At 70.0% G+C, this 12,785-nt stretch carries 12 protein-coding genes and 2 pseudogenes; 6 read left to right on the top strand and 8 right to left on the bottom strand.

Going from position 1 to position 12,785, the window contains the following annotated elements:
* Window positions 1-64 precede the first annotated feature (64 nt).
* Window positions 65-502: a hypothetical protein gene (locus tag OOK34_RS00140; RefSeq protein WP_267031793.1), complete on the bottom strand. Its 438-nt coding sequence runs from the start codon at window positions 500-502 to the stop codon at window positions 65-67.
* A 1,240-nt stretch (window positions 503-1,742) separates the two neighbouring features.
* Window positions 1,743-4,535, bottom strand: coding sequence for an AAA family ATPase (locus OOK34_RS00145; RefSeq protein ID WP_267031794.1), 2,793 nt, complete (start codon window positions 4,533-4,535; stop codon window positions 1,743-1,745).
* A 110-nt stretch (window positions 4,536-4,645) separates the two neighbouring features.
* Here OOK34_RS00145 and OOK34_RS00150 point away from each other — a divergent pair, with 110 nt between their 5' ends.
* The gene (locus tag OOK34_RS00150; RefSeq protein WP_267031795.1) at window positions 4,646-5,158 is read left to right on the top strand and encodes a hypothetical protein; all 513 of its coding nucleotides are present in this window, start codon (window positions 4,646-4,648) and stop codon (window positions 5,156-5,158) included.
* Between the two features lie 115 nt (window positions 5,159-5,273).
* Here OOK34_RS00150 and OOK34_RS00155 read toward each other — a convergent pair whose 3' ends face one another.
* From OOK34_RS00155 to OOK34_RS00170, 4 genes are all read right to left on the bottom strand, one after another.
* Window positions 5,274-5,741, bottom strand: coding sequence for a hypothetical protein (locus OOK34_RS00155; protein ID WP_267031796.1), 468 nt, complete (start codon window positions 5,739-5,741; stop codon window positions 5,274-5,276).
* 54 nt (window positions 5,742-5,795) lie between these two features.
* Window positions 5,796-5,939 (bottom strand): hypothetical protein, encoded by a 144-nt coding sequence (locus OOK34_RS00160; RefSeq protein ID WP_267031797.1) that lies wholly within the window; start codon window positions 5,937-5,939, stop codon window positions 5,796-5,798.
* A gap of 345 nt (window positions 5,940-6,284) precedes the next feature.
* On the bottom strand, window positions 6,285-6,686 hold the full coding sequence (locus OOK34_RS00165) for a hypothetical protein (RefSeq protein WP_267031798.1): 402 nt from the start codon (window positions 6,684-6,686) through the stop codon (window positions 6,285-6,287).
* Window positions 6,683-7,531: an IS5 family transposase gene (locus OOK34_RS00170; RefSeq protein ID WP_267031799.1), complete on the bottom strand. Its 849-nt coding sequence runs from the start codon at window positions 7,529-7,531 to the stop codon at window positions 6,683-6,685. Before OOK34_RS00170 ends, OOK34_RS00165 begins: the two co-directional genes overlap by 4 nt.
* A 362-nt stretch (window positions 7,532-7,893) precedes the next feature.
* Here OOK34_RS00170 and OOK34_RS00175 point away from each other — a divergent pair, with 362 nt between their 5' ends.
* Together OOK34_RS00175 and OOK34_RS00180 are read left to right on the top strand one after the other, a co-directional pair.
* Window positions 7,894-8,067, top strand: a complete 174-nt coding sequence (locus tag OOK34_RS00175) for a hypothetical protein (protein ID WP_267031800.1) — start codon at window positions 7,894-7,896, stop codon at window positions 8,065-8,067.
* Window positions 8,068-8,107: 40 nt separating this feature from the next.
* Window positions 8,108-8,422 (top strand): hypothetical protein, encoded by a 315-nt coding sequence (locus tag OOK34_RS00180; RefSeq protein WP_267031801.1) that lies wholly within the window; start codon window positions 8,108-8,110, stop codon window positions 8,420-8,422.
* A 227-nt stretch (window positions 8,423-8,649) separates the two neighbouring features.
* Here the strand turns inward: OOK34_RS00180 and OOK34_RS00185 are convergent, their stop codons facing one another.
* A complete protein-coding gene (locus OOK34_RS00185) occupies window positions 8,650-9,051 on the bottom strand; it encodes a hypothetical protein (RefSeq protein ID WP_267031802.1) in 402 nt (133 codons plus the stop codon).
* A 148-nt stretch (window positions 9,052-9,199) separates the two neighbouring features.
* Between OOK34_RS00185 and OOK34_RS00190 the strand changes: the two are divergent.
* The 3 genes and pseudogenes from OOK34_RS00190 to OOK34_RS00200 all read left to right on the top strand — a co-directional run.
* Window positions 9,200-9,583: pseudogene (locus OOK34_RS00190) on the top strand (ATP-dependent DNA ligase); the annotation flags it as partial.
* Between the two features lie 52 nt (window positions 9,584-9,635).
* Window positions 9,636-10,373 (top strand): hypothetical protein, encoded by a 738-nt coding sequence (locus OOK34_RS00195; protein ID WP_267036937.1) that lies wholly within the window; start codon window positions 9,636-9,638, stop codon window positions 10,371-10,373.
* Window positions 10,374-10,436: 63 nt separating this feature from the next.
* Window positions 10,437-11,105 (top strand): hypothetical protein, encoded by a 669-nt coding sequence (locus OOK34_RS00200; protein WP_267031803.1) that lies wholly within the window; start codon window positions 10,437-10,439, stop codon window positions 11,103-11,105.
* A gap of 595 nt (window positions 11,106-11,700) precedes the next feature.
* Here OOK34_RS00200 and OOK34_RS00205 read toward each other — a convergent pair.
* Window positions 11,701-12,462 (bottom strand): annotated as a pseudogene (locus OOK34_RS00205) (transposase family protein).
* Window positions 12,463-12,785 lie beyond the last annotated feature (323 nt).

The following is a 12,785-nucleotide window of genomic DNA, read 5'->3' on the forward strand; positions in this document are numbered from 1 at the left end:
AGCCCGGTGAGCCTCAGGTTCTCCGCAGCTCCGGGTGGCGAGGGGGATGGTGGTCGTATGCCCGTCAGCGGCGGCTTGGCGTGCGGTGCAGGAACTCCAGGCGCTGCTGGGCGAGCTTCAAGTGCTGAGGATCGAGGGCCGGCAGTGCGCGCAGAAGGCGGATGAGGTCGGGTCCAGTGCCGACGGCCGCGCCCGGGTCCCTGAGCTGTGTCCAGCAGCAGAGTGCTCCGGCTGCTGCCGCAGCGTGTACGTCGGCGGCGTCCGGGGCTTGGAAGCCGAGGCGGGTTCGGGCGGCGCTGGACCACAGCTGGGTTGCGAGCCGGAAGTCGCCAGCCATGCGGGCGAGGTCAGCGCGGATTTCCACCCACTGCAGGGCTTCGGGCGAGGTGGGCCTGTGTGTCTGGTGTACGTACTGCTCCCATGCCTGCGTGAGCGTGGCTGCCTCCGAGTGCCGGCCTGCGGTGGCCAGGTTGTGAATGTGCGGGCGCGGGTCGTTGGTCACCGCCTGGTCCTGCCGTCCCGGCAGCTGCGGTTGTACGGGCTGGTGCCTGTCGTCGGGAGGAAGCCCGGCTGCTTGGGCGGTTACGGCGCCGACTGGGTGTGGGCCCCGGACCGGCTCCAGGGCTGCGGCGGGATGTGCTCCAACAGCAGGATGCCCCTGTGGGGACCGCGCGGATGGCTCGGCAAAAGCCGGTCCTGCTTGGGTTGCGGCGCCAAGTTCGCGGGCACTCGGCAGGATCAGGGCGCCGGGCGGAAGGGTGGCCGCGGCCGCCGCGAGAGCGTGCAGCCGCAGGTTGGATGGCCGGGTCGGGCTGGCGTGGTAGCTGTGCCCCCCTGGTCACCTGAACCACTCCAGACGAAGGCCCGGTCGGCAAGGAGTACACGGACTCGTTCGAGGTCACCGTCACCGAGTCGACGATCGAGGGCTGGGAGGTCGGGCTGGCCGTCGAGGCGTCACTGGAACTCAAGGGCGTCGGGCGGGGTCAAGCGCACCGGCCCCCTGAAGTGGTCGAAGTCGACCATGAACACCACTTCCGTAAAGAACTCCAGCTCCGACACCACCAAGCTCGACATCCCGGCGAACCAGTTCGGAAGGCTCGACACCAGGCTGTGCGCCGGCCTCTACACGGGCTGGTTGTTCTACGAGTTTGCCAAAAACCACGGCCCTGACGGCTACCTCATCGGCGCCTACCCCGTGAGCATGCCCGTCCACGCGCCCGGGTTCACCTCACCGGTCGCCGTGCACCGGATGACCGCCAACATCTCGTCGTTCAGCCCCCGCAGAACGCAAGCTGCTGAACGACTACAGCCACGCCGCGGACATCTTCAGTGCCGCCCTTCAGCGCCTTACTGGCGGCAACGGCGACACCGACCAGTCGGTACCCGACCCTGACATCTCCACTGCCGACCATGCCGACCTGGAACGCCTGCACACAGAAGTCATGACCTTGCAAGCGGCCACGGCCACCGAAGGCCTTCTCTGAAGACACGGCAACGCGCAGACGCCCGGGTAGCCCCTTCTCCGAGTCGGGCCATCCGGGCCTGCGTTCAGAGACAGAGGCTGAGCTCCTCATCAGGCGGTTACGCGGAGGCTGCCTGGCGTGGACGCGGGAAGTCCTTCTGGCGTAGTCGTCACGGACCGCGGTCAGAACCTTCGAGTTGGCCCGGGTGAGCGCCGTAGATGGCCCTCCCCCGTTCAAGCGACCCAGCACGCGTGTCACCAACCTCCCGGGACAACACACCTAGGGCCGTTCCTGCCGGTCATCAGCCCATCCTGCCGCCAGTTCGGTGCGGTTGGTGCAGCCGCATTTGGCCAGGACGCTGCGGACGTGGCTTTCCACCGTGCGTTCGGAGATGACCAGCTCGTCGGCGATCTGGCGGTTCGTACGGGCCAGGGCCACGAGCCCGGCGATCTGGCGTTCGCGAGGGGTGAGCGGGTCGGTGCCGTGCCGGCGGGCGGCGATCTCGTCGGCGAGTCGTTGCGCAGCAGCGCGGGGACCTGGCATGTCGAGCTCGTCGGCGATGTCCAGCACCGTCCGGGCGAGGTCGGCCGCTTCCCTGAGGGCACTGCCGTCGCGCCGGAGCGCCGCGAGGTCCAGGCAGGTCAGCGCCACGAACGGCTGTGCGCCCAGGGCCTGGTTGCGGACCAGCGCCTCGCGCAACAGTTCCTCGGCCTGCGCCGGACGGCCGGCGGTCAGCGCGAGACGGCCGAGGTCGCGGCTGACCGTACCTGAGAAGTACGCCGTGGGTGTGCCGAGCGCACCTGGATATGGGCGGAACAGCGCGAGCTGGTCGTACACCAGGCGCGCAGCCTCCGCGTCGCCGGTCAGAGCGATTACGTCGACGAGGTTCAGCAGCACCGCCGGCCACGGCGGATTCGTCATCGGCACGGGCAGCAGCGGACGCAGCTGCCGGTAGACGTCCCGCGCCTCGTTCAGCCGCCCGGCGAGGAACAGCGCCCGGGCCCGCATGGACAGCAGCAGCGGGTGCCGCGGGGCCCGGTCGAGGTCGTGCCACATCTCACGGGGCAGTTCCCCGGCGTCGCCCCGCGCCTGGGCCAGCTGCTGGCACAGGGCGTGGCCCAGGGCGATCGCGGAGCGGTCCCCGCTGGCCATGGCCAGCCCGGCCGCCTCCTCGTTGCAGCGGCGGGCATCGGCGAACCGTCCTTCCTGCGCGGCCCGGGCCGCGTTCAGGCGCAGCAGGTGCCAGCGGGTCAGCGGTAGTGGGGAACGGGCCACCACCGACTCGATGCCGCGGACCGCGTCGTCCACCAGGTCCAGCCGGCCCAGCAGGTATCCGGCCTGGACACGCCACTGGTGTCCCAGTACGGCCGCGAGCGGATCGCCGAGCCGCTCGGCGCGGGACACGGTCAGCTCGCCCAGGCGCAGGCGTTCGGCGGTGTCGTCGGGGTGCGCCAGGGTCATCTGCACCGCCCGGGCGGAGTCGAGTTCGGCCCGCAAGTCACCGGTGGCCCCGGCCAGTTCGAGGGCGACGCGGGCCTGCTCGGCCGCCTCCGCGGGGGAGTCGAGTTCGGCCGAGGCGGTGGCGAGCTGGGCGAGCAGCCGGGCCCGGACCGCGTCCGGCACGCCTTCCACGGACAGGGCCGCACGGCACAGGCGGGTGATGGCCTCCGATGCGTGGGGGAAGGTGACGCCCTGGAGCACCAGGGCCACCTCGGCGAGCAGGGCCGGGCGGCCGCTCGCGACCGCCGCGGCCGATGCCTCGTCGCAGTGGCGCAGACTGGCCTCGTAGCGCCCAGCGAGGTACTCCGCGCGGGCCAGTTCGATCAGTGCCGGGGCGCGCTGCGGGTCCACCGCGTCGAGTACGGCGACGGCGTCCGCCAGATGTCGGGCGGCATCCGCGTGGGCGTGCCGTTCCCGGGCCAGGTCCGCGGCGATCCGCGACCAGTGCGCGGCGGCGGCGCGGTGCTCGGGCGTGGTGCCCGACTGTCGCCAGTGCGCCGCGATCCGGGCCGCCTCGGCGGGGTCCCCGGCCTGCTCCAGTGCCCGCGCGGCTGCCTGGTGCAGCGCACGGGCGGCCGCAGGGGCGGTCCGGCCGAGCACCTCGTCGCGGACCAGGTCGTGGGTGAACCGGTAGGCGCGCCCAGCTGCCCGGGTCGGGGCTGCGGTGGTCCGGGCCGCGGTGAGGACTCCGGCGTGCCAGGCCGCCTCCAGCGCCTGCTCGACGGCGGTCCCGCCCGATTCCGGCAGGACCGCAGCGAGCCGATCGGCGTCGAACTCCTCGCCGAGCACGGCCGCAGCCCGTACGACGTCGCGCTGCTCGGCGGTGAGTCCGGCCAGCAGGCCGCTGACGACGGTTCCCAGGTTGCCGGCGTGCGTGCGCAGCGCGGTGACGAGCAGGGGCAACCCGCCCGTCCGCCGATGGGATTGCGCTGCGTCCGCCTCGCCGACGAACCGCGCGACCTCCTGCGGGGTGAAGGGGGCCAGGCGCAGGGTGGTGGCACCGTACCGGACGAGGTCCGCGAGGGCTCCGGCGGTTTCCTCGGGCACCGGTTCCCGGAAGGTGCCGAGGACGAGCAGCGCGGACCCGTCGACCTCGCCGGTGAGCTGCCGCAGCAGGTCGAGGCTGGCGGCGTCGGCCCAGTGCAGGTCCTCCAGCAGGATGCCCAGGGGGCGTTCGGCGGCCGCGGCGGCCATCGCCTCACTCATCCGGGCCAGCTCCAGGAACCGCACCGCCGCCGCGTCGGCCGGTACCGTCGCACTCCACGGCTGCGCCCCCACGGCCGCCCCGGCCGTCCGTTGCCCGGGTACCTCAGGGGCCGCTCCCGCGAGCCGCAGCGCCCGCTGCCAGGGCCACAGCGGCGGCCCCACCGCGCCCCTGGGGCAGTGGCCCCGTACGACCGCGAAACCCGCGGGACCTGCATGGCGACGCAGCGCCTCGGCCGCCAGCGTGCTCTTGCCGATGCCCGCCGGCCCCGCGAGCAGTACCACGGATCCAGAGCCCCGCCCGGCGGCCTCGAACCGCTGGGCCAGCACCGCTAACTCGGCTGCCCGACCGACGAATTCGCTTCCCACGTCGGCAGTATCCCGCAGGAACGCACTGCCGGAGCCGGCGCCGGCTCCGTACCGCGGTTCAGTGGCAGTACGGATGTCCCGGGCGCTCTACGGGGACGACCGTGGTGACCATGACACGAGCACACTTCGCGGCCGCTGCCGTCGCGGCCGCCGCTGTTGCCGTCCTCGCCGTGGCCGGCTGCCAGATCAAGGTCGAGGGCGACCCGGCCCCGGGAAGCTCTGAGCCGAAGCCGGTCGGCCCCCAGAACCCGGGTCCGAAGAGCCCCAGTCCTAAGGTTCCTGGTCCCAAGAGCCCCAGTCCCAAGAGTCCCGTAATCGACCCGCCGCCCCCGCCGAAGCCGTGGTTCCCGCAGGGGAAGACCGTGCTCACCAGCTGCGGAACCTTCGCCAGGTTCGAGAACTGCACCGTCCAGGGCATCAACTTCAAACCGGGGGAGAAGATCCAGCTGTCTTTCGACGGGTACCCCATCTTCAACCCCTTCCTCCGGACCGACAAGACCGGCCGGTTCGATTTCACCCGCAGCCACAACCCGAGCGTCGGCCCCCACACCTACACCGCCCGCGGCCTGGAATCCGGGGCGGAGGCGAGCACCACGGTCCACGTGACCCCGGCGAAGTTCTGAGAGGGCGGTACGTGAGCTGATGCCCGCTTTTCCCTTTTTTGGGGGGGCAGGCTGGCCGCGGGTTCGCCGGGAGGTTACGGCTGCGGTTGGGTGAACAGCCCCTGCTCGGTCTCGGTCAGGATGCCGCGCTCGGCAAGCCGTTTGAGCCGGAGAGCACATCCAGGGCGCCGGTGCGGCGGGCGTACTTCGCCAGCAGTCGCGGCGAGAAAGTGCCAGGCCGGTCGGGACCTGCATTGTGACCGGGCCGACCTCGGTCATCGCCTTCTTCGCCCGGTAGCCGTTGCGGGTGTTGCCGCCCGAACGCGACCCGCACCCGCCCACCCCGGCCGGCCTCCGCGGCGAGGTGCTGGTCTATCTCCGCCTCCAGGGCGGCCTGCATCAGGTGCTGGGCCGGCTCGAGCAGGAGTCCGCCCTCGGCGGTCTTCTCGACCGCGAGCGCGGTCAGCTCCTCCAGCGGCTCGGCGGACAGTCCGTTCGCGGACACCGGCATCGACTTCGCGTCGGCACCCTCGGCGTCTTTGAGCGCCCCGGCAAGCGACACGCCGCCTTCACTCACGATCAGGTGATCAGTCGTCGTCCTCATCAGGTGATTCTTTCGTGGAGGCCCACACCTGATTCATGACAGTCCCGAGATGGACTAATAGGGCATGGAGCGGACGACATTGACGGGTTCGTTCATGGTCGTGTCCTGGGCGGTGGCGGTGTTGGTGGGGGCTTCGGTTTCGCCTGGGGAGGGGATGCTGCTGGTGGTGTTGCGGGTGGTGACAGTGCTGGTGGGCATGATGTTTGCCGTGGCGGTGGTGGTGATCGCCAGGGCTGTGACGGTCAGGGAAGCTGCAGTTACTATCCGGGCAGTACGGGATGCGTTCACTGGTGGACCTCATTTTCGTTGTTCAGGGGTCTGGCGGGTCTGAAGGCGGCACACGGGGCGGCAGCGGGGAGCTATGGGGGCGTGCCACAGGAAGGTTCGGGGTCTGTGATCACCTGTTGGGCCTATCCTGCAACTGGCGCACACGGTGGCACAAGATCAGATTTCCGCGACGCCTACTTTCAGAGGTGGTTCGTGAGTTGAGCTGTTTCGGGGTGAGGTTGGGGTAGGGCTACTGGTCGCGGGCCTGAGCGGCTACTACTGCCGGGCGAAGTTGCCGGTGTCGATCTCGGTGAGGATGCCTACCTTGACCAGGCGTTTCAGCTTGGCCCGGGTGCCTTCGATGTTCTTGGGCAGCAGTTCGTGGTCGAGGGCTTCGCAGACGTCGCGGGCCCTGAGGGGGCTGGTGGCCTGGTTGAAGATGGCAAGGATGCGGGGGTAGTCCGGGTGCTCGGGCAGGTCGGCCGAGGCGTCCTGGGTGGGGAGCTGGTCGGCGAGAGCGGTGACGGTCTTCCGGGTGATCGCCAGGTGTTCGAGGTGTGTCTCGGCGTCCCGCAGCAGGCCCTGCAGTTTGGCGATCTGTCCTCGCAGGTCGTCGGCCAGGGTCTGTGCCGCGTTCTCCTGGAGGCCGAGTGCCTCGAGGAGGAGTTGGATGTTCACGCGGCCACCGCCTGTGCACCGCGCCAGGTGGGAGTGCTTGTGCCGGTGAGTCGGCGGGCCATGACGTGGGCCATCGCCCAGTAGACGCGGGACACGGAGGAGGCCGGGCGGTGCTCATAGTCGCGGACCAGGCGCCGGTGCAGTATCAAGATCCCGTAGGTCTGCTCGACCCTCCATCGCTTCGGCATTGGGACGAACCCCGTCTCCTGCGGGTTGCGCTCGACAATCTCAACGTCGATGCCCAGGCCGGCGCCGTGCGCGACGACCTGGTTCTTGAAGCCCTGGTCGACCAGCACCTTGCGGACGGTGCCGCCGGTCTGCCCGGCGACGTGGTCCAGCAGGGCGATGCCCGCGGCATTGTCGTGGGTGTTCGCCGCGAGGACGGTGACGGCGATGACCAGGCCCAGCACGTCGACGGCCAGCCCCCGTTTGCGGCCCGGCACCCGCTTCGCCGGATCGAGGCCGGTCGTGGAGGAGGGCACTCCGGCGGCCACGTGGACACTCTGCGTGTCCAGGACCACCAGGGTCGGGTCCTCTAAACGCCGGGCCTTCTCGCGGACCTGGCAGCGCAGGAGTTCATGGATGACCTGGTCGGTTCCGTCGTCGCGCCAGGCGGCGAAGTAGTAATACGTCGCGCTCTTCGGCGGCAGATCGTGCGGGAGGTAGGCCCATTGGCAGCCGGTCCGGCCCTGGTAGAGGATCGCGTTCACGATCTCCCGCATCGCATAGGCGCCCCGGTGGCCACTGACCGAGCGGTGCCGGTCCTTCCATGCCGTGATCACAGGCTCGGTCAACGACCACTGCCCGTCCGATAAGTCGCTCGGGTAAGGCTTGCGTTCACTCACCCCGCTACCCCAACAGACCACCGGCCCCGGACCAGCAGATTCCGCCCGCACCTACACCATCAGGCGACGACAGAACCACTCAAAGATTCACGAACCGCCCTCTGAGAGGTTCAGCGCTGATCGAGCCGTTGCGTGGGGGCGTTTCCGGTATCCGGTCAGGTTCAAGCGGTTGCGCCTGGACGTGACCGCCGGCGACGTCCCACAGTTCGTCGCGGGGCCGCCAGCAGCGGCCAACTGAGCGTGACGCCGTGTGTGCTCGCCGGCAGCCCCGTTCGGGCTCGGCGTGCCGCGGTGGGGACTTGCGCATGATGGGTGGACCTTCGGGTCCGAGCGATGTGGGGTGTGCAGTGGGGATTCTGGCTATGCAGCTGGTGGCCGCGATCGTGTTGCTGGCAGCAGGGGCTGCCGCCTTTCAGGAGTGGGGTGCTGCTCGCTTCTGGGCCGCCTTCGCGTACCTGGGCTTCGGCGGTGTGCTGGGCGGTGGGCTGCTGGTCTTCGCGAGTGAAGCCAGGGAATTGTGGACCGCACTGGTGTAGGAGGCATCGTGGCTGCCTGGCCGAGGGTGGCCCGGGCAGCTTGGGCGGCAGTCCGATCGCCAGGACCGTCGCGGCAGCCTTCGGCCGCGATCAGGTGACGCAGTACTTGGCCGCGATCACACTGAACGACACGGCGCGCAAGGCGCTGCAGGAGGCCGGCCTCGAACTGGTCGATGTGCGCGTCACCAATATCGACGCACCACGTGAAGCCCACCTGACGATCGCCGCCGCCCCTGCCGAGACGCCCTGCGTCCGGTGCACGGTCTGGGCGGCTGAGGGGGAAGCTGCGGGGGACGTAAGAGGGGGAGGCTATGGGGGACGCAGGAGGGGGAAACTGCCCGGGATACTGCACTGACACTCCACCTTGCATTTGCCCTGTTCAGGTGCCCTTTCCGGTAGTGGTGACCAGCCGGACTTTATTTTTGGGGTGTAGGGGGAGTGGAGCGGCTGGGAAGGGGGTGGGAGGAGTTACGGCGGACGCCGGGAGGATAGGCGGGCCTGAAGCGGGCCGTGTCGTTTCAACCCGAGGAGGAAGCCGTGATCCCCGCTAGACGGGTTGCTTCCCAGCAGCCGACGGGCGGGTCATGCCAGGCGGCGTCGGCGGTCCCGGGCTTGCGGGTCACATCCGAGCACGTCGCACAGGAACTGCTCCTGGGCGTCGGACAGCGGTTCTTGCGTGAAGAGATCCTCTACTGGCGTCAGGGTCCGTGCCCCGGCGCCGGGGAGGCGCTGCTGCCGACGGACGGCCACGTCGCGGTCGTCAACCAGGCGCAGGTCCATGTCCGCGAGCGCGACGGAGTCGCGGTGGACGGCGAGGGCGTGGCGGACGGCGTCGTGCCGGGCCGCGTCCACGCTCGGGTGCACGGTGTGCCCTTGCTGCGGGCAGGCGCGGCACATCCACACGATGCCGACCGGCAGCGCCATCAGCCGGCGCAGCTCCTCGAGCGTGGTCGTCGTGCTGGTGTTCTCGTCGGTTGTCGTCATGCCCGGACCAACGAGCCGGACGGGGTGCCGCTATGCCGTCCGGCGTCTTCTGCCGGGCTGCGGCCCGTTGCAGAGGTCAGGCTGGCCCTGGGCAGCGCGGATCGGCGAGGAGGGCTCGGGGATGGTGCTCAGGCCGCCGGTGGAGCCGATGCTGGCGCAGGCCGCGGAGTCGGTCCCGGGCCCGGGGGTGCTGGCGGGCGGCGCGGCGTTTGAGCAGAAGTTCGACGGGCACCGGGCGCTGCTGTTCACCCCGGCCGACCCGGGCGGCCGGGTGCTGCTCCAGACCCGGCGCGGGTCCCTCGTACAGGACCGCTTCCCCGACCTGGTCGCGGCCGCGGAGCAGCAGCTCCCCGGCGGCCTGATCCTCGACGGAGAGTTGCTCGTATGGGACGTGGAGGCGGGCCGGCTCTCCTTCGAGGCGTTGCAGCGCCGGGCCGCCACCCGCAGCCGCAGCGCCCCCTCCCTGGCCGCCCGCTGGCCTGCCTACTTCGTCGCCTTCGACGTACTGCAACAGGACGGGGAGGAGCTACTGCAACGCCCTGCCGCACATCCCGTTCCAGGGCGGGAGCCGCATACTGCTCACCATGCCCGCTGGGGCGGACAAGACCATGACGGATGCCGTGGCCGTCCACGAGGCCGCAAGCCCCGCCTGCCTGCTCCTCGGTTCCCACACCGCCTGCCTCCACCAGGCGGTCAGGACTTGGCGGATGGTCAGCAAGGGGCCGCTCGCCGGCCTCAGTATCCGTCCCACCCGCAGCGGCAGGGCAGGCGTCCGGCTGGACGGCGTCGCGGGCGAACTGGCTGCATGGATGGCGCAGCAGCCCCCCGGCGCCCTGGTTGTGGTCCGCCACCTCGACACCGTCCTCATCGCCCGCAGCCACCGCGACCACCACCTGCCGTACTGGGAACACCTTGTCGTCGAAGAAGCCCGCCGCACCGCTGAAGGCGTCATCACGCAGGACAACCTGCACGCCGCGATCCACTACGACGACGGCATCCTCGCCCGCACCTGCCTCTCTCCCATCGCCACCCCGCCCATTCCCCGCGACCTGCCCGCCCCCGGCGACCGGCAGGCGCTCGTCATCTGGGACGTCGACATGCCCGCCCAGCCGGCCTTCGGCACCCACCACCCGGCCGTGCAACGCCCCGAGCTCGTCGATACCGGACTGCTCACCCCCTACCAGCTGCTGAGGATTCAGGTCCCCGAAACGCTCGCTCTCCCGCCCTGGCGCGCCCAGGCCGTCGGCGGGGGAACGGCTGGCTGGGCTGGCTCCGGTGAGGCAGGGGACCCCGATCATCACGGCTCCCGCTGGGTGTGGTGATCCCGCTGTGGCTGTACGGCTGTTCCCCGGCGCGGCGACGGACCGCTGCGCTACCGTCGCGTCGTGACGGTAGCGCTGCCCGATGTCTCCCGGCTTCCCGCTGATCCGGCGCTCATTACCCTGATCTACCAGCACAAGCACCCCGTCGTCCCTTACGGCTTCGAGGAGACGCGGGAGGTGTGGACGGTGCACGCCCGTATCGACGCGGACACGCTGGCCTCCGCCGCTCAGGCCGGCGGGGACGCGGACGAGAACGACCTCGACGCGTTCAAGGACCTGCGGGTGGGCCGGATGTCGTTCGTCCGGGTGCGGATGTTTGGTCCGGACAATCCCTGGCATGCCATGGACGACTACACAGGCGACCTGTGCCACATCGGACAGGCCGTCTTGGACGTCGACTCCGGCGAGTGGGCCCCCGACTTCGAGGAGACCCTCGCCAACCCGGTCGGCGACCTGCTGGTCATGGACCGCGTCGTCCTGGAGCCGGCCTGGCGCGGGTTCGGCCTCGGGCCGATGCTCGCAGGAGCGGCGATCCGCCGACTGTCCGAGGGCTGCGCCGCCGTGGTCTGCCAGCCCGCCCCGGCCGACGGCCGGAAGCTGTCGAAGGCGCAGGGCCGGGAAGCCGAAGCCAAGCTCGCAGCGACGTGGGCCCGCATCGGCTTCGCCCCCTTCCGCAGCGACATCCACATCCTGGACTGCCACCTGCGACGCCCGCAGGAATCGCTCGCGTAACGTCAGAACGATCTCAAAGCCCTTTCCCGCGCCTGGAGTACTCACGTGCAACTCTGAACTTCCAGCCCCGCCAGTGCACCTGCAGGCAGGGCCTGCGCCCCGGATCGCACCGATGCCAGACGCGTCCAACACACAACGCCAGGTCTTCAGCCGGGCGACGCCGCGCTCGACCGGGGCTCGGGTTCGGGCGAGTGCGGTTGGCGGTCTTCTGGGCGGGAGTGAGGTCGTGGTGGGGGCGGCGGTTGGAGGCGGGGGCCAGCCGCTACAACCAGGCTTCGGCACTCCCGCCTCGGACAACGACCTCCGATCGCCATCGAGGCAACCTCGCGGGCCGCTCGCAGCCGAGCGAGTCCGGTCTCGTCGATCTCGGCGAGCAGGTGCCCCCGGCCCGCTGGAGCCCGGTGATGGCGGCAGTCTCCGGCATAGCGGCGATGGATGAACAGCTACCAAAGTTGATCAGCGGGTACGCGATGGTCAATCGGATCCGCCGTAGGATCTTCTTGATCATCTGATGCGCCGTCGGATGTCATCCCCTCATTCCATTCCGGTTGATGCATGGCTGCGGAGTTCGCCTTGCATCTGTCACTGAGCGTTTTCAGCGTTGCCTCTCCAGGGTGAGGACAGCTTTGGTGATGACGGTCATGCGGTTGGGACTGATGCGGGATCTGCGGAAGATCTGCCAGGACTTCAGCCGTGCCATGCCGCGTTCGACCGGTGCCCTCGCCGCGGCCAGGGCGCGGTTGACGGTGCGCTGGGTGAGGGTGAGTTCACCGCCCGGTGGCCGTTTGAGTCAGGTGGTGACCCAGTGGCCGGCGCCCTGGTAGGCCCGGTCGGCGAGGATCGGGACGCCCTGACGCTCGCAGATCCGGATGATGTGGTGGGTGCGGGCTGCAGTCAGGTCGTGGGTGCGGCCCGGCAGCGCGGGCGAGATCCACAGGACCTCACCGGAGGGGTCGGTGAGGTCCTGGACGTTCACGCCGTGCCGGCGGTGCTTGGCTGAGTAATCGGCTCGGCTGTCGCCGACTCGGTCGCACTCGGCGAGGGTCCCGTCCAGCAGGACGAACTCCGGATCATGCTCGCGCAGAGTCTTGAGCAGGCCCGGGGCCCGGTCGGCGAGCAGGCCGGTCACGGCGGTGACATACGCGTGGGCGGTGCCGACGGATATCCCGAAACCGGACGCGATCCGGGCGAGGGTGTCGTGGCGGCGCAGGTACACCAGAGCGACGAGCGCCCGCTGGTGCGGCGGGAGCTTGCACCGTCGGTCACCCTCACGGGTGGCGATGAGCATCGTGACCCACTCCGTGACCCACTCGACGAGGGCATGCGGTAGGTCGAGTGCGGCAGGATAGGGAACCAACAGGGCTCCTGTGCCGGTGGGTTGAGACGTCGAACACCTCCCCCAACGGCACGGGGGCCTTGTGCGTTGCGGCCCTCACCTCAACCTCATGCGTCACCCGATCAGTGGCCACGCTGAAAACGCTCACGGATGCATACCAGGCCCAACGACCGTGTTGCCCCGATGTCACGAACTACTTGACGAGTTCAAGCAACGGCGTTGACTGCCCGTTAACAAGTGGTTTGCGCAGGTATGCCCAGATGGTAGATAGATGGTGGCACCGGGAGGTCCGCACGGCGCGCCAGCCGGGTTGCCGCCCGGTAACCCATACAGGAAGCGGGAAC

Origin of the sequence: Streptomyces sp. NBC_00091, from assembly GCF_026343185.1 — a bacterium.
Lineage (GTDB): Bacteria > Actinomycetota > Actinomycetes > Streptomycetales > Streptomycetaceae > Streptomyces.